The following is a 24443-nucleotide window of genomic DNA, read 5'->3' on the forward strand; positions in this document are numbered from 1 at the left end:
ATATAAGGCCTTTAGCGGTCGATGCGGACCGTCACGCCCGCCAGCTGGTCCTCGACATGCCGGATGTCGGCATCGACCATGATCTGCGCCAGCTCGGCCACCAGCACCGTCGGCTTCCAGCCAAGCAGCTCATTGGCCTTGGAGGCGTCGCCGATGAGGGCGTCGACCTCGCTCGGGCGCTCGTACTTGGGGTCGTAGCGCACGTGCTCGGCCCAGTCGAGGCCCGCGTGGGCGAAGGACGACTCGACGAACTCGCGGACCGTGGCGGCCACACCCGTGGCGACGACGTAGTCGGTCGGCTCGTCCTGCTGGAGCATCCGCCACATGGCGTCCACGTACTCGGGGGCGTAGCCCCAGTCGCGGACCGCATCGAGGTTGCCGAGGTAGAGGTGTTCCTGCAGACCGGCCTTGATACGGGCGACCGCGCGGGTGATCTTGCGGGTCACGAAGGTCTCGCCGCGGCGCGGGGACTCGTGGTTGAAGAGGATCCCGTTGACGGCGAACATGTCGTACGCCTCGCGGTAGTTCACCGTGGTCCAGTACGCGAAGACCTTGGCGGCGCCGTACGGGCTGCGCGGGTGGAACGGGGTCTGCTCGTTCTGCGGGGGCGGGGTGGCCCCGAACATCTCCGAGGACGAGGCCTGGTAGATCCGGGTGTCGACACCGCTGGCCCGGATCGCCTCGAGCAGCCGCAGGGCGCCGAGGCCGGTCACGTCGCCGGTGTAGAGGGGGGCGTCGAAGGACACCCGCACATGCGACTGGGCGCCGAGGTTGTAGACCTCGTCGGGCTTGATCTCGCGGAGCAGGTTCACGAGCGCCACGCCGTCGGAGAGGTCGGCGTGGTGCAGGACGAAGGACCGGTTGGCGGTCTGCGGGTCCTGGTAGATGTGGTCGATGCGCTCGGTGTTGAAGCTGGAGGACCTCCGCACGAGGCCGTGCACCGTGTAGCCCTTGGAGAGCAGCAGCTCGGAGAGGTAGGAGCCGTCCTGCCCGGTGACGCCGGTTATCAGTGCGGTCTTGCCCATGTGGGTCCCCCTGGGGGTCGTATCGGTCTGTTCTGGTGAGGCAGGGCCTCGGGGGCGGCGGTGCGGCCCGCCGGTGGGGCCGTACCTCGCGGGTGACGGGGTCCCGCCCGCCCGGCCGGGCTGCGCCCCGGTTTTCGCGCCGGACCTGCCGGCGCGCGTACGGCCGCGGGGCCCAAGGGGCTGGATGCGTACCGTACACGGCGTTCCCCCGCCCCCTTCGGGCGGATTGCACCGTGCCGGGCCGAGCCGGCGCGGGGCCGGGCCCGGGCCCGCGGAGCCGGCCGCCGCCGGCGGCGGGGCCGGACCTCGTCTGCTGGCCGCGGCAGCGGACTGGCATCATCGGCGGTATGACAAGTTCGCTGCCGCTCCTGCCCCCGAACGCCCGGGTCTTCGTCGCGGGCCACCGCGGCCTCGTGGGGTCCGCGGTCGCCCGCCGGCTCGCCGCCGACGGCCACGAGGTGCTCACCCGGGGCCGCGCCGACCTCGACCTGCGCGATGCCGCCGCGACGGAGGCGTACCTGAAGGACGTCCGCCCCGACGCCGTCGTACTGGCCGCCGCCAAGGTCGGCGGGATCATGGCCAACAGCACCTACCCGGTGCAGTTCCTCGAGGACAACCTCAAGATCCAGCTCAGCGTCATCGGCGGCGCGCACGCCGCCGGGATCGGCCGCCTGCTGTTCCTGGGCTCCTCGTGCATCTACCCGAAGCTCGCCCCGCAGCCCATCAGCGAGGACGCCCTGCTGACGGGCCCGCTCGAGCCGACCAACGAGGCGTACGCCCTGGCGAAGATCGCCGGCATCGTCCAGGTCCAGTCGTACCGCAAGCAGTACGGGGCCTCGTACATCTCGGCGATGCCCACGAACCTCTACGGGCCGGGCGACAACTTCGACCTCGAGACCTCGCACGTGCTGCCCGCCCTGATCCGGCGCTTCCACGAGGCCGCCGCCGAGGGGCGCGACGAGGTCACCCTGTGGGGCAGCGGCACCCCGCGCCGGGAGTTCCTGCACGTGGACGACCTGGCGGCCGCCTGCGCGGTGCTGCTGGGCAGCTACGACGGCGACGAGCCGGTCAACATCGGCTGCGGCGAGGACCTCACCATCAAGGCCCTCGCCGAGACCGTCGCCGAGGTGACCGGCTTCCGCGGCCGGCTCGTCTGGGACACGTCCAAGCCGGACGGCACGCCGCGCAAGCTCCTGGACGTCACCCGCCTGACCTCGCTCGGCTGGAAGCCGGAGATCGGGCTGCGGGACGGCATCGCCGCCACCTACCGGTGGTGGCGCGAACAGGGCTGAACGCGACGGCACGTGGCGCGGCCCCTCAGTACGCTCCGCGACCGTCGACGACGGCGCGGAGGGTACGGCCCATGACGTCGACGTCGCTGGTGAAGGACCAGTTGTCGACGTACTGCAGGTCGAGCTGGATCGTCTCGTCCCAGGACAGGTCGGACCGGCCGCTGATCTGCCACAGCCCGGTCATGCCCGGCCGCACGGTGAGCCGGCGCAGTTCGACCTCGTCGTACCGGTCCACCTCCTCCGGCAGCGGCGGGCGCGGCCCGACGAGCGACATGTGCCCGCTCAGCACGTTGAACAGCTGGGGCAGTTCGTCCATGGAGGTGCGGCGCAGCAGCCGGCCCACCCGGGTCACCCGGGGGTCGCGGCGGATCTTGAACATCAGCCCGTCGTTCTCGTTGGCCCCGGACAGCTCGTTCTTGAGCCGGTCCGCGTCCACGACCATGGTGCGGAACTTCCACATGACGAACGGGACCCCGTCGCGCCCTATCCGGCGCTGGCAGTAGAACGCCGGGCCGCGGGAGCCGAGGCGGATCGCCAGGACGATGCCGAGGAAGACCGGGGAGAGCAGCAGCAGCCCGAGCGCGGCCCCCGTGCGGTCGAGGGCCGACTTGAGCAGGGTCTGGATGCCGCGGCTCAGCGGCGGCACCACCCGCAGCACGGCGAGCCCGCCTGCCGACAGGGTCTCCAGCCGCTTGACGGAGACCTCCACGAGGCCCGGGAAGACGGCGAGTTCCAGGCCCGCGTCGTGCAGCGCCCACGCGACCCTGCGCAGCCGCTCCCCCGCGATCCGCGCGCCGGGGGCGACCAGCACGAGGTCGGCGTGGTGGCTGCGGACGGCGCCGAGCACGGCGGCGGAGTCCGCGTTCGGGGCCTCGGGCGCGGCCGCGTCGAGCCGGGCCGCGACGGGCACCCCGCCCTCGATCGGGCCGGCGCCGACCGGCACCACGCCGACGACGACGTACGGATGGTCGGTGCGCGCGGCCAGGTGCTCGATGACGGACTCGGCCGCACCGGGTTCGCCGACCACCAGGACCCGGCTGACGGCGTGCGCCTCGCGGCGGGCCGCCGAGAGGTGGCGGTAGGTCAGCTTGTGGCAGGCCACGGTGATGAGGAGAGCGGGCAGCAGGGCGCCGAGCGCGGACAGCCGGGGAGTGCTCTCACCGGTCACCACGCGGGCCACGGCCAGGACACCGATAAGAATCAGCCAGTCATGTACGACGGGCAGCACACCGCGTGATTCTCCGAGCACGCGGGCCGCGTACCGCCGGCGCACCGCCTGCACGCCGGTCCATGCCAGGGCCGCGCCGAGGGCGCAGGACACCGGCCGGACCTGCTGCGCCGCGTGGAAGACCAGTCCTACGGGGACTGCGGCGCCGAGGAAGTCGGCCGTGAGGGCGGCGGGCAGGTACCAGCGGGCCTTGTCGCCGAGCCGCCTCGCCGGGGCGGCCGCGAGCCGCGCCGGATCGGCGACGGCTGCGGCCAGTCTTTGCGCAGGAAAATGGACATGCCTCATGGGCCCCCCTGGCACGTGGTCTATGACAGTGGCGCGTGCCCATGGCTTCCCCTGGCGACGGACAACTGGCGCACCGGGAAACAGTACGACAAACACCCGTACGACAAATGCCGATTGCCCGAACGGGGCCTCTTGTTGCGCAAGTGTTAGCAACCGGTACCAACCGTTCCAGATATCGGAGCCCTCTTTCGCACGCGAAGGTGAATGGTTCGGATACCGGATACGTCTCATCGGTCAACGAACCGTTTCCAGCCAACCTTTTGACGCGGCCCTGACATTGGAGCCGACAGCTGGCACTCTTCGATCCGTTCTTCGCACCAGCCTGCTCTGCCCGGAGGCCCACCCAGCCGTCCGGAACCCCCCTTGCAGAAGGAGTCTGCGTTGAGTCCCACCCCCCACAGGCGTGCCACCGCGGCCGGCGCGCTCGTTGCCGCCGCAGCGCTGCTCGCCGTCGGCATACAGGCCGGCACCGCATCCGCCGACGCCACCGCGTCGCAGGCCCGCAACGCCGCTCAGCCCAACCCGGGCGCGGCCGCCGTCAATCTCAGCCCCTCCGAGCGTGCGACGCTCATCGCCGACGCCAACTCGACCACTGTCCAGGCGGCCAAGGCCCTCGGCCTCGGCGAGCAGGAGAAGCTGGTCGTCCGGGACGTCGTCAAGGACGCCGACGGCACCACGCACACCACATACGAGCGCACCTACGGCGGACTCCCCGTGCTCGGCGGCGACCTGACGGTCCATGCCAAGGCCGGCGTCACCAAGAGCATCACCAAGGCCACCAACCACGAGATCAAGGTCGCGGACACCACGGCCACGGTCACCCCGGCCGCCGCCGAGGGCCAGGCCGTCTCCGCCGCGAACTCCGAGGGCTCCAAGGACGCCAAGGCCTCCAAGACCGCCCGCAAGGTGATCTGGGCCGCCGAAGGCGCCCCCGTCCTCGCCTACGAGACCGTCGTGGGCGGCCTCCAGGACGACGGCACCCCGAGCGCGCTGCACGTGATCACCAACGCCAAGACCGGCGCGAAGATCACCCAGTGGCAGGCCATCGAGACCGGCACCGGCAACACCATGTACAGCGGCCAGGTCACGATGGGCACCTCGCAGTCGGGCAGCAACTACACGCTGACCGACGCCGGGCGCGGCAGCCACAAGACGTACGACCTCAACGGCGGCAGCTCCGGCACCGGCAGCCTCTTCACCAACACGACCGACGTGTGGGGCAACGGCGCCGCGTCCAACCGGGCCACCGCCGGCGCGGACGCGCACTACGGCGCACAGCTGACCTGGGACTACTACAAGAACGTGCACGGCCGCAACGGTCTGCGCAACGACGGCGTGGCCCCGTACAGCCGGGTCCACTACGGCAACGCGTACGTGAACGCGTTCTGGGACGACTCCTGCTTCTGCATGACGTACGGCGACGGTACGAGCAACACGCACCCGCTGACGTCCATCGACGTGGCCGCCCACGAGATGACCCACGGCCTCACCTCGGTCACCGGCAACATGACCTACAGCGGTGAGCCCGGCGGTCTGAACGAGGCGACCTCCGACATCATGGCGGCGGCCGTCGAGTTCTACGCCAACAACCCGCAGGACGTCGGCGACTACCTGGTCGGCGAGAAGATCGACATCAACGGCGACGGCACCCCGCTGCGCTACATGGACAAGCCGAGCAAGGACGGCGGCTCCAAGGACGCGTGGTACTCGGGCATCGGCGGCATCGACGTCCACTACTCCTCGGGCCCGGCCAACCACTGGTACTACCTGGCCTCCGAGGGCTCCGGCGCCAAGGTCATCAACGGTGTGAGCTACAACTCGCCGACCTCCGACGGCCTCCCGGTCACCGCGATCGGCCGTGACGCCGCCTCGAAGATCTGGTTCCGCGCGCTGACGGTGGGCTACTTCAAGTCGAACACCAACTACGCGGCCGCCCGTACCGCGACCCTGCAGGCCGCTGCCGACCTGTACGGCGCCGGCTCGACCACGTACAACAACGTGGCCAACGCCTGGGCGGGCATCAACGTCGGTGCGCGCATCGTCTCCGGCGTCTCGGTCACCCCGATCGCCAACCAGACCACCCAGATCAACACCGCTGTGAGCCTTCAGGTCCAGGCGACCAGCACCAACCCGGGTGCGCTGAGCTACGCGGCGACCGGCCTGCCGGCCGGCCTGTCGATCAACTCCTCGACCGGTCTGATCTCGGGCACGGCGACCACCGCGGGCACGTCCAACGTGACCGTGACGGTGACCGACTCGGCGAGCAAGACGGGCACGGCGTCCTTCACCTGGACCGTCGGCACGTCCCAGCAGAACGTGTTCGAGAACACGAACGACTACCAGATCGCGGACAACGCGACCGTCGAGTCGCCGCTCGCCGTGACCCGCACGGGCAACGCCCCGAGCACCCTCAAGGTGGACGTGAACATCGTCCACACCTACGTCGGTGACCTCCGGGTCGACCTGGTCGCCCCCGACGGCACCGTCTACAACCTGCGCAACCGCACCGGCGGCAGCGCGGACAACATCGTCCAGAGCTTCACCGTGAACGCCTCGTCCGAGGTGGCCCAGGGCACCTGGAAGCTCCGCGTGGCGGACCTCGCCAGCCTGGACACCGGCTACATCAACAGCTGGAAGCTCACCTTCTGACCCCACCGGGGCAGGTGAAGCGAAGCGGCTGACCCCATGAAAACGCGGGGCCGCCCGGGAGAGACCCTCCCGGGCGGCCCTGTTCCATGTGCTCATCGGGTCCGAAGGTCAGCCGATGCCCTTGAAGATGAAGTCGAACAGGTCGTGCTTCCCGTGCTGCTTGTGGCCGCCCTCGTGCCGGCCCTGCTCCTGGCCGTGTTCCTTCCCTTCGTCCTGGCCGTGCTCCTTCCCCTCGTCCTGACCGTGCTCCTTGCCCTCGTCCTGACCCTGCTGCTTCCCCTCGTCCTGACCCTGCTCCTGGCCCTGCGGCTGGTCCTGCGGCTGGTCCTGGCCCTGCGGCTGGTCCTGGCCCTGCGGCTGGTCCTGGCCCTGCGGCTGGTCCTGCGGCTGGTCCTGGCCCTGCGGCTGGTCCTGCGGCTGGTCCTGACCCTGCTCCTGCTCCTGACCCTGCTTCTGCTCCGGGTCGTCCATCGGCGTGCGGTGGGAGCGGAAGTCGTCATCGTTGTTGCGGAAGTCGTCGCGGAAGTCGTCGCGGTCGTCACGGAAGTCGTCACGGCGGCCGTGGACCGGCACGAAGGTCGCCGAGAGGACCGCAACGTTGTGCACCGTGTCGCCCGGCTGCAGCTCCCGCTCCACCCGGCCGTTGCAGCCGTGGTTCGGGTAGAGCACGGCTCGCGACTCGGTGTCGTTGTGCACCGCCGTCGCGGGGCGGTTGCTCGAGGTGTCCGTCAGCTCGTAGCAGGTGTCGTTGTCCGACGGGCGGATCTGCGCGCGCCCGTCGTTGTCGATGATGTACTCCAGCCGGCCGAGGTCGTCGTTGCCGCCGGCCATCGACGGGCCGGCGGTGGGCAGGACGAGGGCGAGGGCGCCGAGGAGCGCTGCGGCGGAGGGGCGAAGACGCATGGGGAGGAAGTCCGTTCTGTGGGCAATGAATGCCGGTCCGGTGGCATCCAGCGGGCAGCGTAGGAGCGATCCCCCATGCCGAAACGATTCGGCATGCGCAGCGCGTTCGAAGGTTCACCCGCCCGGATCGGCGGCCTGCGCCCGTACGGTCCCGCCCAGCACCCCTTACGCGGACGCGCGTTCGGACGCCTGATCGGCCGCACCGTCCGGGCCCGCCGGAGCCGGTACCGGAGCCGAAACCGGGACGGCAGCCGGAGCCTGCGCCGCCGTTCGGACCAGGACGAGCACCACCAGCGCGCCGGCCAGCCCCATCAGCCCCGAGACCAGGAACGTCCCCCGCAGCCCGCTCGCGAAGGCCTCCTCCACCCAGACCCGGGCGGCCGGCCCCGCGGCCAGCAGTTCCCCGGCCCGGCCGGAGGCCAGCGCCTCGGCCGTGCCGGGCCCTTGGCCCGAGCCGCCGAGCCCGTCCTTCAGCCCGGCCTGGAAGACCGCGCCGAGCACCGCGATGCCCAGCGCCATGCCCAGCTGCCGGGCGGTGTTGAGGGCCCCGCCGGCCATGCCCGCCCGGGCCGGGGCCACGGCCCCCATCGCGGCGGCCGCCAGCGCCGGGGTGGCCGTGCCCGCGCCGAGGCCGGTCACCACCAGACCCGGGACCAGGGCCTGCCAGCCGTCCCCGGCATCCGTCATCCAGGCCTGGAGCAGTGCGCCCGCCCCGATCAGCAGCAGCCCGCCGCCGATGGTCAGCCGCGCCGGGGCCCCGTGCAGCAGCCGGCCGGCCACCGCCGAGACCGCGAACGCGGCGAGGCTCAGCGGCACCAGCACCAGGCCGGCGGAGACCGGGCCCATCCCCTCGGCGGACTGCAGCCAGAGGGAGACGTACATCAGGTACGAGAACGCGGCGCCGGACAGCAGCAGCGCCCCGGCCATCACGCCGACGAAGGAGCGGCTGCGGAACAGCGAGAGGTCCAGCATCGGGTGGGAGCTGCGCAGTTCGACGAGGACGAAGGCGGCGAAGGCGGCCGCGCCGAGGCCGAGCAGGCCGAGGGTGGCGGCACCGGTCCAGCCGTTCTCGCCGACCCGGATCAGGGCGTACGTGACGGCCGCCGCGCCGGTGGTGAAGGCGGCCATGCCGGGCAGATCGAGGCCCTTGGCGCGCGGGTCCCGGGACTCGGCGACCGACCGGAGGGTCACGTACACGGCCAGGGCGCAGACCGGGAGGTTGATGAAGAAGATCCAGCGCCAGCCGAAGTGCTCGGTCAGCAGCCCGCCGATGATCGGGCCGGCCGCGGCGGCGGCGCCGTTGACCGCGCCCCAGACGCCGAAGGCGATCCCGCGGTCGCGCCCCTGGTAGGCACTGCTGAGCAGGGCCATGGTGGTGGCGAACATCGCGGCGCCGCCGATGCCCTGGACGGCGCGGAAAGCGATCAACGTCGCCGGTCCGGTGGCCAGCCCGCAGGCGAGGGAGGCGGCGGCGAAGAGCCCGAGCCCGCCGAGGTAGACGCGGCGGCGGCCGATCCGGTCGGCGAGGGAGCCGGCGCCGAGCAGCAGGGCGGCGAGGGCCAGGGCGTAGACGTCCATGACCCACTGGAGTGCGGAGAAGGAAGTGTGCATGTCGGCGGTCATGTCGGGCAGGGCGACCATCACGATCGTGACGTCGACCAGGAGCATGAACGCCCCGAGGCACACCGCGGTCAGCGGGAGCCATTTACGCATGTGGGTTCTCCTCGGGGACCCGAAGGCCCGGCAGGGGCCGGGCAGGGCCGGCAGGGGGTTGGCGGTGGCTCCAAACTCTCAGCCGCACGGCCGATCCCCCATCCACACACCCCCGACTGCTGGATTTCACCCATGGCAGCCCCTGCCATGATGGATTCCATGACCGCACCCGTACAGCTGGACGCCCTCGACCAGGGGCTGATGCAGGCCCTGATGATCGACGGCCGGGCCCCCTTCAGCCGGATCGCCGAGGTGCTCGAGGTCTCCGACCAGACGGTGGTGCGCCGCTACCGCCGGCTGCGGACCTCGGGCCTGATCCGGGTGGTCGGGCTGCCGCTCGGCAGCCGCGTAGGGCTGTTCGAGTCCTGGCTGCGGGTGCAGTGCACGCCCGACGCCGCGCTCGCGGTGGCCGGGGCGCTGGCCCGGCGGCCGGACATCTCCTGGGTGAAACTCGGCTCCGGCGGCACCGAGATCAACTGTCTGACCAAGGCCCGGACCCGGCAGGACCGCGACGGCCTGCTGCTGGACAAGCTCCCGCGCACGCGCCGGGTGACCGGGGTCAGCGCCCACACCATCCTGCGGGTGTACATCGGCCGCCCGACGGTGTGGTGCGGCCTGGACACCCTACGGCCCGGGCAGGTCGCGGCGCTGACGCAGACGCCCGGGGCGCCCGGGCAGGAGCGGTACGCCCTGGACGAGGCCGAGCTCGCGCTGCTGGCGGTGCTCGCCCAGGACGGCCGGGCCGGCTATCCCGAGCTGGCCCGCGCCTCCGGCCTGTCGGAGTCCACCGCGCGCCGCCGGCTGGACCGGCTGCGGGAGCTGCGAGCGCTGTACTTCGACCTGGAGCTCGTCCCGTCGACCCTGGGCTTCGAGGCGGAGGCGACGCTGATGCTGACCGCGGAGCCGGCCCGGCTGGCGGAGGCGGGCGCCGCGCTCGCCGGCCACCCGGAGGTGCCGTTCGCGGCCGCGGTGACCGGCACGGCCAACCTGATGGCCGCGGTGGTGTGCCGGGACACCGACGCGCTGTACACGTACCTGACCGAGCGGATCGGCTCGGTGCCCGGCATCCGGCACGTGGAGGTGATCCCGACCCTGCGCAACATCAAGCGGGCCGGGATGCTGGTGGAGGGCGGGCGGCTGGTGGACCCGCCGCCCGCCCCCTGATGAAGCGGCCTCGGGGACCGCTCAGCGCAGCAGTACGCCGCCCCCCGCGCCCGTGTCACCGGCCGCGTCGGCCTCCACAGGGGCTGCGACCAGCCCCAGTTCGGCCGGCGTCGCCAGCAGCGGGTGCGCGGGCAGGATGCGCACGGTGTAGCCGTAGGGCCCCGTGCGGTCGAGGGCGAGCGGGCCCTCGTACATCCAGCGCCCCTCCAGGTCGGGCCCGGCGGCCGGCTTCAGCGGGAAGGTCCGCCCGTCGCGGATCACGTCCTGCGGATCCACCCGGCCGGCGACGGCCTGCACCTCCACGTCCTCGGGGGTGAGTGCGTCGAGCGCCACCCGCACCCGCAGCGTGAGGGTGGCCCCGAGCTCGGCGGTGCCGTTCACGGGAGCCGCGGCCAGCGCCTCCACGTGCTCGACGCCGACCCGCGGCCAGGCCGCCCGGACCCGGCCCTTCCACCAGGCCAGGTCCCGTGCCGCATCGGGGTTCAGGGCCCGGTGTGCGCGCGCGGCCGGCGCATACAGCCGCTCCACGTACTCCCGCACCATGCGCCCCGCGAGCACCTTGGGACCCAGCGAGACGAGGGTGCGCCGGACCATCTCGATCCACCGCACCGGCAGTCCGCTGCGGCCCGCCCGGTCGTAGAACCGCGGCGCGACCCGGCTCTCGATCAACTCGTAGAGGGCATTGGCCTCCAGGTCGTCGCGCCGGTCCTCGTCCGTCCCGAGCCCGTCGGCCGTCGGGATGGCCCAGCCGAAGTCCGGCTCGAACCACTCGTCCCACCAGCCGTCCAGCACGGACAGGTTGAGACAGCCGTTGAGCGCCGCCTTCATCCCGCTCGTCCCGCAGGCCTCCAGCGGCCGCAGCGGGTTGTTCAGCCAGACGTCGCAGCCCGGGTAGAGCTTCTGCGCCATGGCCATGCCGTAGTCGGGCAGGAACACGATCCGGTGCCGCACCCGCGGGTCGTCCGCGAACCGCACCAGCTCCTGCACGAGCCGCTTGCCCCCGTCGTCGGCCGGGTGCGCCTTGCCCGCGACGACGATCTGCACGGGCCGCTCCGGGTCGAGCAGCAGCCTGCGCAGCCGGTCGGGGTCGCGGAGCATCAGCGTGAGCCGCTTGTACGAGGGCACGCGCCGGGCGAACCCGATGGTGAGCACGTCCGGGTCGAGTACGGAGTCCACCCAGCCGAGTTCGGCTTCGGCGGCCCCGCGCTGGAGCCACGAGGCCCGCAGCCGGTCGCGCACCTCCTGCACCAGCTGCTCGCGCAGCCCGCGCCGCAGGTCCCAGATGTCCTGGTCGGCGATGTCGGCGACCGCGTCCCAGCGCTGGGAGCCGCCCACCGACAGCGCGTCCTCGGTCCGCCCGGCGCCGATCTGGCGGGCTCCGAGGCGGACGACCTCGGGAGCCACCCAGGTCGGGGCGTGCACCCCGTTGGTCACGGAGGTGATGGGCACGTCGGCCGGGTCGAAGCCCGGCCACAGCCCGGCGAACATGCCCCGGCTGACCGCCCCGTGCAGGGTCGAGACGCCGTTGGCGCGCTGGGCCAGGCGCAGCCCCATCACCGCCATGTTGAACACGCCGGGGTCGCCGCCGGGATAGGACTCGGCGCCCAGTTCGAGGATCCGGTCGACCGGGAGGGCGGCCAGCTCCGCCCCGGGCCCGAAGTGCCGGGCGACCAGGGCCCGCTCGAAGCGGTCGATGCCGGCGGGCACCGGCGTGTGCGTGGTGAACACGGTCCCGGCGCGCACCGCCTCGACGGCGGCGTCGAAGCCGAGCCCCTGCTCCCCTTCCAGTTCCCTTATGCGTTCGAGCCCGAGGAATCCTGCGTGTCCCTCGTTCGTGTGGAACACCTCGGGGTCGGGATGCCCGGCGATCCGGCAGTACGTGCGCACCGCGCGCACGCCTCCGATGCCGAGCAGCATCTCCTGGAGGAGGCGGTGGTCGCTGCCGCCGCCGTAGAGCCGGTCGGTCACCTCCCGGGCGCCGGCGTCGTTGTCCTCGACGTCGGAGTCCAGGAGCAGCAGCGGCACCCGGCCGACGCGGGCCTGCCAGATGTGCGCGTGCAGGGCCCGGCCGCCCGGCAGGCTCAGGGACACCCGGGCCGGTGCCCCGTCGGTGTCCCGCAGCAGGGAAACGGGGAGCTCGTTGGGGTCGAGGACGGGATAGTGCTCCTGCTGCCAGCCGTCACGGGAGAGGGACTGGCGGAAGTACCCGTGCCGGTACAGCAGTCCCACGCCGATCAGCGGGACGCCGAGGTCGCTGGCGGCCTTGAGGTGGTCCCCGGCGAGGATCCCGAGCCCGCCGGAGTACTGCGGCAGGGCGGCGGTGATCCCGAACTCGGGGGAGAAATAGGCGATCCCGGCGGGCAGCTCGGCGCCGTTTTCATGGCTCTGGTACCACCTCCCGCCGCGGACGTAGTCGTCGAGGTCGGCGGCGACGACGGCGAGCCGGCGCAGGAACCGCCGGTCGCCGGACAGTTCCTCGAGCCGGGGGGCGGAGACTGCGCCGAGCAGCCGGACGGGATCGCCGCTGGCGGCCTGCCAGCCCTCGGGGTCGACGGATTGGAAGAGTTCACGGGTCTCGGCATGCCACGACCAGCGCAGATTGCGCGCGAGGTCGGCGAGCGGCAGCAATGGTTCCGGGAGAACGGGGCGCACGGTGAATCGACGGATAGCCTTCACACGTTCTACCTTCGCAGGCGATTACGGATCGAAGCGGCCGCACCACGCTGTGCGTCCGCGCATCACCCCGGGAAGGCTAGCTTCACTGCGCCCCGCCCTGCCACGGTGCCTCGCGCGCCGAACGGCGCCGCAACGGCGCCGCGTGCGCTGCACGGGTGGCCGGGGCGGCTGTGTCTGACGGGCCGGTCGGGTCGGGGCTGGGTGAAGCGGCCGGGCAGGTCGGTGATCACGCGGGTGCTGCCACCGTAGCTGTTGACGATGCCGACGGTGGGCGACGGCCGGGGCGGCCTGTCTACCGGATCCGGCGTCGGAGCAGTTGGCGTCAACGTCGTCGACGTACAGCGAGGGTGGTGTATCGGCGGGCGCAGCGCCCGGGACACCGAGCAGGGTGACGAGGCCCGCGGCGAGCAGGACCACCGTACGAGCGGGACGCAACAGGAGCGTTCCTTCGAAAAAGGTGATGTGAATTCAGGACATTCCGGCGGCCGGAAGCACACATGAAATCCGCAGAGATGGGCCCCGTGATCCCTTCCGCGGAGGGCGCTGCCACTCCGGATATTCCGCCCTCACCGCCCCAAACCGCCAGTCACAGATGATGCCTGTGGTGCTCGTGGGGCGGGGGTGTCACGACGTACATCCGGTAGTCCCAACCGACTTGACTGAGCCTCGGCGGATGTCGGCCAGGGGCTTGGTCTGGGCCGCGCGACTACGTACGAGTAGTTAACCAAGCGCACGGATTGGGCGGGGTGAGAGTGGGCAGGGCTCCCCGCGTACACGCACGGCACCCCCGCCCCACCACCTCTCCCGCCACCCGAGTGAACGCGGACAGGAGCGGCCATGCCCGCAGCCCAGCCGTCTTCTGAGCGGCTAGAAACAGAGCGAACAGAGCGTGCACGACCAGCCGGTGCTCCGGCTGGGCTGATGTCACCGAGCCCTGCGAACTGCCTCCAGGTGATCCCATCATGATCGGTCGTATTCCCGTGCTGGACGTCCACCCCGCCGTCGACTGCGGGGCCAGACCCGCCAAGGCGGTCGTGGACGAGGTCTTCGAGATCTCCGCCACCGTGTTCCGCGAGGGCCACGACGCCGTCGCCGCCCATGTCGTACTCCGCGATCCGAGCGGGCGGCTGCGGCCCCCCGTGCCGATGCGCGAGCTGGCGCCCGGCACCGACCGGTGGGGGGCGCGTGTCTCCACCGAGGTCGAGGGGAGGTGGACGTACACCGTCGAGGCGTGGAGCGACCCCGTCGCCACCTGGCAGGCCCACGCCGCCATCAAGATCCCCGCGGGCATCGACCCCGGGCTCACCCTGCTCGAGGGCGCCGAGCTCTACGAGCGGGCGGGCTCCAGGATCCCCAAGAAGGACGGGCGCGAGCACGTACTGGCCGCCGCCGAGGCGATGCGCGACGAGGACCGCCCGGTGTCGCTTCGGTACTCCGCCGCCCTCGCCGTCCCGGTGCAGGCCGCGCTCGCCCGGCGCCCGTACCGGGAGCTGGTCACCGCGTCCAAGGCCCTGCCGCTGGTCGTGGAGCGCAAGCGGGCCCTCTTCGGCTCCTGGTACGAGATGTTCCCGCGCTCCGAGGGAGCCGTCGTCGAGCCCGGCGAGCAGCCCGTGAGCGGCACGTTCCGCAGCGCCGCCGACCGGCTGCCGGCCATCGCCGCGATGGGCTTCGACGTGGTGTACCTGCCACCGATCCACCCCATTGGGAGTACGTACCGCAAGGGCCCGAACAACACTCTTTCGGCTGGAAGTTGGGACCCCGGGGTGCCGTGGGCCATCGGTTCCACCGAGGGCGGCCACGACGCGGTCCACCCCGACCTCGGCACGATCGAGGACTTCGACGCCTTCGTCGCCCGCGCCCGCGAGCTGCGCATGGAGATCGCGCTCGACTTCGCACTCCAGTGCTCCCCGGACCACCCCTGGGTGGAGAAGCACCCCGAGTGGTTCCGCCATCGGGCCGACGGGACGATCGCCTACGCGGAGAACCCGCCGAAGAAGTACCAGGACATCTACCCGATCCACTTCGACACCGACATGGCCGGCCTCGTCGAGGAGACGGCCCGGATCCTGCGGTACTGGATGGACCACGGCGTCCGCATCTTCCGGGTGGACAATCCGCACACGAAGCCGGTCGTCTTCTGGCAGAAGGTGATCGCGGACATCAACAAGTCCGACCCCGACGTGATCTTCCTGGCGGAGGCCTTCACCCGGCCCGCCATGATGCGCACGCTCGCCGCCATCGGCTTCCAGCAGTCGTACACGTACTTCACCTGGCGCAACACCAAGGCCGAGCTGACCGAGTACCTGACCGAGCTCGCGGACACCCGCTCCGCCGCCGTCATGCGGCCGAATTTCTTCGTCAACACGCCCGACATCCTCCACGAGTACCTCCAGCACGGCGGCCGTCCGGCCTTCGAGGTGCGCGCCGTCCTGGCCGCCACCCTCTCCCCCACCTGGGGTGTCTACGCCGGCTACGAGCTGTGCGAGAACGCCGCGGTCCGGGAGGGCAGCGAGGAGTACCTGAACTCCGAGAAGTACGAGTTCCGGCCGCGCGACTGGGCGGCCGCGGACCGCGAGGGCCGCACCATCGCCCCGCTGATCACCGCCCTGAACCGGATGCGCCGCCGCAACCCGGCGCTGCAGCAGCTGCGCGACATCCATTTCCACACGACCGACAACGACCAGGTGATCGCCTATTCGAAGCATGCCGGCGCCAATTCCGTACTGGTGGTCGTCAACCTCGATCCGCACCACACCCAGGAGGCGACGGTCTCGTTGGACATGCCGGTACTCGGCCTCGACTGGCACGGGTCCCTCGCGGTGCGCGACGAGCTCACCGGCGAGACCTACCACTGGGGCAGGGCCAACTACGTGCGCCTGGAACCGGGCCGCACGCCCGCGCACGTACTGGCGGCCCTGCGACCGTCCCCGCCCACCGGAGGGTCACCCACCACATGATGATCAACGATCCCGTCCACGACACGTTCGAGGACACCCCCGCGAAGGACCGCGACCCCGACTGGTTCAAACGGGCGGTCTTCTACGAGGTGCTCGTACGGTCCTTCCACGACAGCAACGGAGACGGCGTAGGGGACCTGAAGGGACTCACCGCCAAGCTCGACTACCTCCAGTGGCTGGGCGTCGACTGCCTCTGGCTGCCGCCGTTCTTCGCCTCGCCGCTCCGCGACGGTGGCTACGACGTGGCCGACTACACCTCGGTCCTCCCCGAGTTCGGCGACCTCGCCGACTTCGTGGAGTTCGTGGACGCCGCGCACCAGCGCGGCATGCGGGTGATCATCGACTTCGTCATGAACCACACGAGCGACCAGCACGAGTGGTTCCAGCAGTCCCGCAAGGACCCGGACGGGCCGTACGGCGACTACTACATGTGGGCCGACAACGACAAGCAGTACCAGGACGCCCGCATCATCTTCATCGACACCGAGACCTCGAACTGGACGTACGACCCGGTCCGCAAGCAGTACTACTGGCACCGGTTCTTCTCGCACCAGCCCGACCTCAACTACGAGAACCCGGCCGTGGTGGAGGAGATCGTCTCCGCCCTCCGGTTCTGGCTGGACCTCGGGATCGACGGGTTCAGACTCGACGCGGTGCCCTACCTGTACGCGGAGGAGGGCACCAACTGCGAGAACCTGCCGCGCACCCACCAGCTGCTCAAGCGGGTCCGCGCCGAAATCGACACGCACTACCCCGACACCGTGCTGCTCGCCGAGGCCAACCAGTGGCCCGAGGACGTCGTCGACTACTTCGGCGACTTCGCGAAGGGCGGGGACGAGTGCCACATGGCCTTCCACTTCCCCGTCATGCCGCGCATCTTCATGGCCGTACGAAGAGAGTCGCGCTACCCCGTCTCCGAAATCCTGGCCAAGACCCCGGCGATCCCGGACCGCTGCCAGTGGGGCATCTTCCTGCGCAACCACGACGAGCTCACCCTCGAGATGGTCACGGACGAAGAGCGCGACTACATGTACGCCGAGTACGCCAAGGATCCGCGGATGCGGGCCAACATCGGCATCCGGCGCCGGCTCGCCCCGCTCCTCGACAACGACCGCAACCAGATGGAGCTGTTCACCGCCCTGCTGCTGTCGCTGCCCGGTTCGCCGGTGCTCTACTACGGCGACGAGATCGGCATGGGCGACAACATCTGGCTCGGCGACCGCGACGGCGTCCGCACGCCGATGCAGTGGACCCCGGACCGCAACGCCGGTTTCTCCTCCTGCGATCCGGGCAGGCTGAACCTGCCGGTCATCATGGACCCGGTCTACGGGTACCAGGTCACCAATGTCGAGGCCACGATGGCATCGCCCTCCTCACTGCTGCACTGGACCCGCAGGCTGATCGAGATCCGCAAGGCCAACCCCGCCTTCGGACTCGGCTCGTACACCGAACTGCCCTCGTCCAACCCGGCGGTGCTCGCCTTCCTGCGCGAGTACGGGGACGACCTGGTGCTGTGCGTGCACAACTTCTCCCGCTTCGCGCAGCCCACCGAGCTGGATCTGCGGTCGTTCAACGGGCGGGTCCCGGTGGAGCTCACGGGTGACGTGCGCTTCCCGCCGATCGGCGAGTGGCCGTACCTGCTCACCATCGCAGGACACGGCTTCTACTGGTTCCGTCTGCGCAACGAGTAGCCGCCGGGTACGGGGTGGGCGGCGCGAATGGGTCAATCGCCCGCCCCTGTACGGATCATCCTGACCCGACACTCGTATACCACCGGAGAAGCACTGACGCGATCCGGGACACTCTCCGCATTCTGTGACGGCCCGGGGAAAGGACGCGACGCCATGTCGGAGGCTGCATCCGCCGGGACGACGAGCACGACCGGACTCAGTCCGCTGGAGCCGATGCTGCGGGACTGGCTTCCGGTCCAGCGCTGGTTCGCCGGCAAGGGCCGGCGCATCGGCCGGCTCCGGATGATCTCGGCGGCCGATCTGCTGCCGCCGGGATCCTCCCCCGGGCTGGTCCACCTGCTCCTCGACGTCGACGGCGACTGCTACCAACTGCTGCTCGGCGTCCGCGCCGCGCTTCCGCCGGCCCTGGCGCCCGCCCTCATCGGGCGCGCCGAGCAGGGCCCGTACGCCGGCCAGTACGTGTACGAGGGGCTGGGCGACCCACGGCTGGCGGCCCTGCTGCTGGAACGATTGCGCGCGCCCGGCACCCTCGGCCCGTTGCGGTTCGACCGCGACCCGATGGCGCTGATCCCGGCGGCGCTCACCCCCCGGCCGCTGTCCGGCGAACAGACCAACTCCTCGCTGATCTACGGGGATTCGCACATCCTGAAGGTGTTCCGCCGGGTCGGCCCCGGGGTCAATCCGGACCTGGAGCTGCCCAGGGCGCTGGCCGCCGCCGGATGCGCCCGCGTGCCCGCGCCGGTCGCCTGGTACGAGGCCGAGCTGCCCGGCGCGGAGCCGCTGACGCTGGGCGTGCTCCAGCCCTATCTGCGGGGCTCCGACGACGGCTGGCAGCTCGCGCTGCGCCGGCTCGGCGCCGGGGCCGACTTCACCGCCGAGGCACATGCGCTGGGCCGGGCCACCGCCGAGGTGCACAGTGCGCTCGCCGCCGCCCTGCCCACGGTCGCGCTGGGCCCGGAGCAGACCGCCCGGCTCGCCTCCGGGATGACGGCCCGGCTGGCGGCCACCGCCCGCGAGGTGCCCGCGCTGCGGCCCTACGAGGCGGGGCTGCGCGGGGCGTTCGACGCGCTGGCCGCCTCCCGCGGGGCCGGGGTGCCCGCACAGCGGATCCACGGGGACCTGCACCTGGGCCAGACGCTGCGGACCGCCGACGGCAGCTGGGCGCTGATCGACTTCGAGGGCGAGCCGGCCCGGCCGCTGGCCGACCGCCGCCGCCCCGAACCCGCCGTCCGCGACATCGCCGGGATACTGCGCTCGTTCGACTACGCGGCCCGCTCGCACCGCCCGTTCGCGCCCGCCTGGGCGGACGCCTGCCGGGCCGCCTTCTGCGAGGGCTACGCCCGCACCACCGGCCGCGACCCGCGGGAGGATCCCGTCCTGCTGCGCGCGTACGAGACCGACAAGGCGGTGTACGAGGCGCGTTACGAGTCCCGGCACCGCCCCGACTGGCTGCACGTCCCCATGGCGGCGATCCGGCGCCTCGCCTCCGGCGCGGACCGGGGATTCGGCCGGGCACTGCCGGGCCCCGGGTCCGCAGCCCGCCCGGGGCAGTCCCACCGGCCCGGCCCCGGCGCCGCCGCGGGACCCGGCCCGGGCCCCGGGGCCGGCCCCGGCGAAGGCTTCTCCTCCCTCTCCCCGCACCCCCGCCCGCAGCCGCCTAGGAGGCCGCACACGTGAGCCCCGCCCGTCAGTCACCCTCCACCACCCCGCCGTCCGCGGCTCCGGCCACGGCTCCGGCCCCGGCCGCCGCTTCGGGCCGCGGAGCGCCGGCCGCGGCGGCGCCTCGCAAGGCCCAGGCACCGCGCGCCCGGCGGGCGCCCTCGCACGGGGTACGGCCGGCGCCCGCGCTCGGGGCCGAGGAACGGGCCCGGCTGCTGGAGGGCCGCCACCACGACCCCCACGGGGTGCTGGGCGCCCGGACCCGGCGGGACGGCGTGGCCTTCCGCGTGCTGCGCCCGTACGCCAAGGCGGTCACGATCGTCGCCAAGGGGCTGCGGGCCGAGCTCTTCGACGACGGCGACGGGCTGTTCTCGGGGCTGCTGCCGCTGACCGGCGTGCCGGACTACCGGCTGCTGGTCGCGTACGACGGCGACGAGCTCGAGGTGCACGACCCGTACCGGTTCCTGCCCGCGCTCGGTGAGCTGGACCTGCACCTGATCGGCGAGGGCCGGCACGAGGAGCTGTGGACGGCGCTCGGGGCCCGCCCGATGGAGCACCAGGGCGTGGCCGGCACCCGGTTCACGGTGTGGGCGCCGAACGCCCAAGGGGTGCGGGTCACCGGGGACTTCTCGTACTGGGACTCGGTCGCGTACCCGATGCGCTCGCTGGGCGCCTCCGGGGTGTGGGAGCTGTTCCTGCCGGGCGTGGGCGAGGGCACGCTCTACAAGTACGACATCACCCGCCCGGACGGCAGCCACACCCTGCGCGCCGACCCGATGGCCCGGCACACGGAGGTCCCGCCGGCCACCGCCTCGGTGGTCACCGCGTCCCGGTACGAGTGGCAGGACGCGGAGTGGATGGCGCAGCGCGGGAGACTCCCCGCGCACCGGGCCCCCTTCTCGGTGTACGAGGTGCACCTGGCGTCCTGGCGGCCGGGGCTCTCGTACCGGCAGCTGGCCGAGCAGCTCCCCCCGTACGTCCAGGAGTTGGGCTTCACGCACGTGGAGCTGATGCCGGTCGCCGAGCACCCCTTCGGCGGCTCGTGGGGCTACCAGGTGACGGGGTTCTACGCGCCGACCTCGCGGATGGGCGGCCCGGACGATTTCCGGATGCTGGTGGATGCGCTGCACCGGGCGGGGATCGGGGTGATCGTCGACTGGGTGCCCGCGCACTTCCCGCGCGACGAGTGGGCGCTGGCGGAGTTCGACGGGCGGCCGCTGTACGAGCACCACGACCCGCGGCGGGCCGCCCACCCGGACTGGGGGACGCTGGAGTTCGACTACGGCCGCAAGGAGGTCCGCAACTTCCTCGTCGCCAACGCCGTGTACTGGTGCCAGGAGTTCCACGTGGACGGGCTGCGGGTGGACGCGGTGGCCTCGATGCTCTACCTGGACTACTCGCGGGGCGAGGGCGAGTGGGCGCCGAACGAGCACGGCGGGCGGGAGAACTGGGACGCGGTGGCGCTGCTCCAGGAGATGAACGCGACGGTGTACCGGCGCTGTCCGGGCGTGGTGACGATCGCGGAGGAGTCCACGGCCTGGGAGGGCGTGACCCGGCCGACGGACGGCGGCGGGCTCGGCTTCGGGCTGAAGTGGAACATGGGCTGGATGCACGACACCCTGCGGTACGCATCGAAGGATCCGGTGCACCGCAAGTACCACCACCACGACATGACGTTCGGGATGATCTACGCGTACAGCGAGAACTACGTGCTGCCGATCTCGCACGACGAAGTGGTGCACGGCAAGGGCTCGCTGGTGTCGAAGATGCCCGGGGACTGGTGGCAGCAGCGGGCCATACACCGCGCGTACCTGGGCTTCATGTGGGCCCATCCAGGCAAGCAACTGCTGTTCATGGGCCAGGAGTTCGCACAGGGCTCGGAGTGGCAGGAGCGGTACGGGCCGGACTGGTGGCTGCTGGACTCCTCGTACGGGGCGGCCGCCGACCACCGGGGCGTACGCGACCTCGTGCGCGACCTGAACCTCACGTACGCGGCGGCGCCCGCGCTGTGGGAGCGGGACACCGTGCCGGAGGGCTTCGCCTGGGTGGAGGCGGACGCGGCGGAGGACAACGTCTTCGCGTTCCTGCGGTACGCGCAGGACGGTTCGCCGCTGCTGTGCGTGTCGAACTTCTCGCCGGTGGTCCGGCACGGCTACCGGATCGGCGTCCCGGAGGAGGTGCCGTGGTGGCGGGAGGTCCTGAACACGGACCTGGAGCAGTACGGCGGCAGCGGCGTACGCCATCTGCAGCCCGTGCGGCCCGAGCCGGTGCCCTCGCAGGGCCGTCCGGCGAGCCTGCGCATGACCCTCCCGCCCCTGGCGACGGTCTGGCTCAGGCCGTGACGCCGGTGACCCCGGTGACCTCCTCGAGCTCCTGAAGCAGTTTGCGCTTGGCGCGGGCGCCGACCATCTGCTTGACGGGCTCGCCGTCGCGGAAGACGAGCAGGGTCGGCATGGACAGCACCCCGTACCGGACGACGGTGGCGGGGTTGCTGTCCGCGTCGATCTGCACGACCTTGAGCCGGCCGGCCTCCTCGGCGGCGACGGCGGACAGCACGGGCGCGAGCTGCCGGCAGGGCCCGCACCAGTCCGCGGTGAACTCCACGAGGACGGGCCGGCCCCGCTCGGCGAGCACCTCCGCCTCGAAGTCCAGGTCGGTCACTTCGGCGACACCCTTGGCGTGGATCATCTCTTCCCTTTCCCTTCTCACGGTCCGGTCATTTCGCAGCGCGGCGACGCCGCCTCGCCGGCGGCCTCCTCGGCGGCGGTGAGCTGCCTCGCGACCTGCTCCCGTACGTCGGCCAGCTGGCCGATCAGCCCGTCGAGCTCGGCGAGCTTGCGCCGGTACACGGCCAGGGACGCGGGGCAGGAGTCCCCGGCGGGATGGCCGGCGCGCAGGCAGTCGACGAACGGGCGGGTCTCCTCCAGCTCGAAGCCGAAGTCCTGGAGCATGCGGATCTGGCGCAGCAGCCGCAGGTCGTCCTCGTCGTAGGTGCGGTAGCCGTTGCCGGTGCGGCGCGCGGGCAGCAGTCCGCGCGACTCGTAGTACCGCAGGGTCCGCGTGGTGGTCCCCGCCTGCTCCGCCAGTTCGCCGATGCGCATGCCCCGACGGTAATCCTTGACGCCGAGGTCAAGGCAAGGAGCGGCTCCGGGGTGAGGGGTGGGGCCCTCGCCACCCCCGTATGCGAGGGCCCCCGATACGGATCACGGGCGGGGAGGGCGGCCGGTTCAGGAACGGTGGGGGAGATCGGTGGAGATCCGTGGAGATCGTGCGCAGGGGTATCGCAACGGCCGGCCGGAACCGTACGCTTGCCAATGGATCTAGAAATGATCCGATTACCGGACGGTCGCAGGGAAACCCGGCCAAAGCGTCGAACTCCATAGGACTTTCCTACGAGTTCTGGGCTTGTTTGAACGGTCTGTAGTCGCCACGCCTTGGGCACTCCTACGGTGTGCCCTGTGCACTCCAGCCCTCCCTTCAATGCCCCCGCCGCGCGTCGCCTCCGCGCAGCCCTGGGCATGGCTCCCGGTCATGTCGTCTATGGCCTGCGCGCCCAGTACGGACTGATCGTCGAGCCCGAGACCGTGATGGCCTGGGAGCGTGGCGAGATATCGCCCAGCTCCGCAGAGCTCACGGCGCTCGCGGGCGTGCTCTGGTGCGCCCCCGGCGAGCTGCTCGCCGAGCCCGTGACCTTGCGGGAGCACCGGATGGCCCGCGGCATGGCGGCGGACGAGCTGGCCCGGCGGATCGGGCTGGAGACGAGCGCGTACCAGAAGATGGAGGACACGGGGCGCTGGAAGGGCAACGAACGGCAGTCCGTGGCCCTGGCGCAGGTGCTCGGGCTGACACTGGCCCAGTTCGTGGCAGCGACCGGCAAGCAGGACGAGCTCGCCGAGCTGCTGCGCAATGCGGTGACCACGCGCTGGCAGGCGTACGTGAAGCCGCTGGCCAAGCTGCTCCCGGTGCCCAAGCAGCACCTGGAGCCGGTGCTGGAGCAGCTGCACGCGGACTACCAGTCGAAGATGGTGGCCACCCTGAGCTGGGGCGGCGCCTCGGGCACGGCCGGCGCGGGCGACGCGGGCCGGGAGTTCCTCGCGAACATCGTGGCCCACTTCTGGGCCTTCGCGGGCGGCGCCCGCTAGAAGACGGACTCGGCCTCGTAGATGCGGCCCTCCGGGACCGTCTTCAGTTCGGTGACCGCCTGGGCCAGCGGGGCCATCACGATGTCGGTGCCGCGCAGGGCGGTCATGTTGCCGAAGTCGCCGCGGTGGACGGCCTCCACCGCGTGCCAGCCGAAGCGGGTGGCCAGGACCCGGTCGTACGCGGTGGGGACGCCGCCGCGCTGGACGTGGCCGAGGATGACCGGGCGGGCCTCCTTGCCGAGGCGGTGCTCCAGCTCGGTGGCGAGGCGGTTGCCGATGCCGGCGAAACGCTCGTGGCCGTAGGCGTCGATCGCGCCCCGCTCGTACGGCATCGAGCCCTCGGCGGGGTGCGCGCCCTCGGCGACGCAGATGACGGCGAACTTCTTACCACGGGAGAAGCGTTCCTCCACCATCTTCACCAGGTCGTCCACCTCGAAGGGGCGCTCCGGCAGGCAGATCCCGTGGGCGCCGCCGGCCATGCCGGACTCCAGGGCGATCCAGCCCGCGTGCCGGCCCATGACCTCGACGACCATCACGCGCTGGTGCGATTCGGCGGTGGTCTTGAGACGGTCGATGGCCTCGGTGGCGACCATGACGGCGGTGTCGAAACCGAAGGTGCGGTCGGTGGTGGAGATGTCGTTGTCGATGGTCTTCGGCACGCCGACGACCGGCATCCCGGCGTCCGACAGCATCCGGGCGGCGGTCAGCGTGCCCTCGCCGCCGATCGGGATGAGAGCGTCGATGCCGTAGCGCGTCGCCAATTCCTGCGCGTTCTCGGCGGCTTCGTGCAGCCGTGCGCGCTCCATGCGGGCCGAGCCGAGGATCGTGCCGCCGCGGGCGAGGATGCCGCTGACGGCGTTGATGTCGAGGGGCCGGTGGTGGCCGTCCAGGAGGCCCTTGAAGCCGTCCTCGAAGCCGATGACTTCGTCGCCGTGGCCGACCACGGCGCGGTGCACGACCGAACGGATGACAGCGTTCAGGCCCGGGCAGTCGCCGCCTGCGGTGAGAACTCCGATACGCATCGTGCTGTGTCTCCTGCTCCTGGTCGTACCGGGCCGT

General features: G+C 71.7%; 16 protein-coding genes. 8 read left to right on the forward strand and 8 right to left on the reverse strand.

Annotation, left to right across the window (positions count from 1 at the left end):
• Nucleotides 1-11: 11 nt before the first annotated feature.
• Nucleotides 12-1025, reverse strand: coding sequence for a GDP-mannose 4,6-dehydratase (gene gmd / locus OHT74_RS12285; RefSeq protein ID WP_266663564.1), 1014 nt, complete (start codon nucleotides 1023-1025; stop codon nucleotides 12-14).
• 347 nt (nucleotides 1026-1372) lie between these two features.
• On the opposite strand from gmd, the gene OHT74_RS12290 reads away from it, so the two are divergent.
• Complete coding sequence (locus OHT74_RS12290) at nucleotides 1373-2317, forward strand: GDP-L-fucose synthase family protein (protein ID WP_328620252.1); 945 nt, start codon at nucleotides 1373-1375, stop codon at nucleotides 2315-2317.
• Nucleotides 2318-2342: 25 nt separating this feature from the next.
• Here the strand turns inward: OHT74_RS12290 and OHT74_RS12295 are convergent, their stop codons facing one another.
• Nucleotides 2343-3830: a sugar transferase gene (locus OHT74_RS12295; RefSeq protein ID WP_266663568.1), complete on the reverse strand. Its 1488-nt coding sequence runs from the start codon at nucleotides 3828-3830 to the stop codon at nucleotides 2343-2345.
• 381 nt (nucleotides 3831-4211) lie between these two features.
• Between OHT74_RS12295 and OHT74_RS12300 the strand changes: the two genes are divergently transcribed.
• Nucleotides 4212-6479, forward strand: a complete 2268-nt coding sequence (locus OHT74_RS12300; RefSeq protein ID WP_328620253.1) for a M4 family metallopeptidase — start codon at nucleotides 4212-4214, stop codon at nucleotides 6477-6479.
• 108 nt (nucleotides 6480-6587) lie between these two features.
• Here OHT74_RS12300 and OHT74_RS12305 read toward each other — a convergent pair whose 3' ends face one another.
• Complete coding sequence (locus tag OHT74_RS12305; protein WP_328620254.1) at nucleotides 6588-7382, reverse strand: hypothetical protein; 795 nt, start codon at nucleotides 7380-7382, stop codon at nucleotides 6588-6590.
• A gap of 165 nt (nucleotides 7383-7547) precedes the next feature.
• The gene (locus tag OHT74_RS12310; RefSeq protein ID WP_328620255.1) at nucleotides 7548-9095 is read right to left on the reverse strand and encodes an MFS transporter; all 1548 of its coding nucleotides are present in this window, start codon (nucleotides 9093-9095) and stop codon (nucleotides 7548-7550) included.
• 159 nt (nucleotides 9096-9254) lie between these two features.
• Here OHT74_RS12310 and OHT74_RS12315 point away from each other — a divergent pair, with 159 nt between their 5' ends.
• Entirely contained in the window at nucleotides 9255-10259 is a 1005-nt protein-coding gene (locus tag OHT74_RS12315) for an Lrp/AsnC family transcriptional regulator (RefSeq protein WP_266663580.1), read from the forward strand.
• A 21-nt stretch (nucleotides 10260-10280) separates the two neighbouring features.
• On the opposite strand, the gene glgP is transcribed toward OHT74_RS12315, so the two are convergent.
• The gene (glgP, locus tag OHT74_RS12320; RefSeq protein WP_266663582.1) at nucleotides 10281-12935 is read right to left on the reverse strand and encodes an alpha-glucan family phosphorylase; all 2655 of its coding nucleotides are present in this window, start codon (nucleotides 12933-12935) and stop codon (nucleotides 10281-10283) included.
• A 962-nt stretch (nucleotides 12936-13897) separates the two neighbouring features.
• Between glgP and OHT74_RS12325 the strand changes: the two genes are divergently transcribed.
• From OHT74_RS12325 to glgB, 4 genes are all read left to right on the forward strand, one after another.
• Nucleotides 13898-15892, forward strand: coding sequence for an alpha-1,4-glucan--maltose-1-phosphate maltosyltransferase (locus tag OHT74_RS12325; RefSeq protein ID WP_266663584.1), 1995 nt, complete (start codon nucleotides 13898-13900; stop codon nucleotides 15890-15892).
• A complete protein-coding gene (gene treS / locus OHT74_RS12330; protein WP_328620256.1) occupies nucleotides 15889-17583 on the forward strand; it encodes a maltose alpha-D-glucosyltransferase in 1695 nt (564 codons plus the stop codon). Before OHT74_RS12325 ends, treS begins: the two co-directional genes overlap by 4 nt.
• Nucleotides 17584-17736: 153 nt before the next feature.
• The gene (locus OHT74_RS12335; RefSeq protein ID WP_266663588.1) at nucleotides 17737-19260 is read left to right on the forward strand and encodes a maltokinase N-terminal cap-like domain-containing protein; all 1524 of its coding nucleotides are present in this window, start codon (nucleotides 17737-17739) and stop codon (nucleotides 19258-19260) included.
• Nucleotides 19257-21584: a 1,4-alpha-glucan branching enzyme gene (gene glgB, locus OHT74_RS12340; RefSeq protein ID WP_328620257.1), complete on the forward strand. Its 2328-nt coding sequence runs from the start codon at nucleotides 19257-19259 to the stop codon at nucleotides 21582-21584. Before OHT74_RS12335 ends, glgB begins: the two co-directional genes overlap by 4 nt.
• Here glgB and trxA read toward each other — a convergent pair.
• Together trxA and OHT74_RS12350 are read right to left on the reverse strand one after the other, a co-directional pair.
• Nucleotides 21574-21951: a thioredoxin gene (gene trxA, locus OHT74_RS12345; RefSeq protein ID WP_328620258.1), complete on the reverse strand. Its 378-nt coding sequence runs from the start codon at nucleotides 21949-21951 to the stop codon at nucleotides 21574-21576. The genes glgB and trxA overlap by 11 nt on opposite strands.
• Nucleotides 21948-22343 carry a MerR family transcriptional regulator gene (locus OHT74_RS12350; RefSeq protein WP_053784736.1) on the reverse strand — a complete coding sequence of 132 codons (396 nt, stop codon included), beginning with the start codon at nucleotides 22341-22343 and terminating at the stop codon, nucleotides 21948-21950. The genes trxA and OHT74_RS12350 overlap by 4 nt, the downstream gene beginning before the upstream one ends.
• A gap of 348 nt (nucleotides 22344-22691) precedes the next feature.
• Here OHT74_RS12350 and OHT74_RS12355 point away from each other — a divergent pair, with 348 nt between their 5' ends.
• The gene (locus tag OHT74_RS12355; RefSeq protein ID WP_328620259.1) at nucleotides 22692-23384 is read left to right on the forward strand and encodes a helix-turn-helix domain-containing protein; all 693 of its coding nucleotides are present in this window, start codon (nucleotides 22692-22694) and stop codon (nucleotides 23382-23384) included.
• Here the strand turns inward: OHT74_RS12355 and OHT74_RS12360 are convergent.
• Nucleotides 23381-24406, reverse strand: a complete 1026-nt coding sequence (locus OHT74_RS12360; protein ID WP_266663596.1) for an ATP-dependent 6-phosphofructokinase — start codon at nucleotides 24404-24406, stop codon at nucleotides 23381-23383. The genes OHT74_RS12355 and OHT74_RS12360 overlap by 4 nt on opposite strands.
• Between the last annotated feature and the right edge of the window lie 37 nt (nucleotides 24407-24443).

Origin of the sequence: Streptomyces sp. NBC_00354 (genome assembly GCF_036106915.1) — a bacterium.
GTDB lineage: Bacteria > Actinomycetota > Actinomycetes > Streptomycetales > Streptomycetaceae > Streptomyces.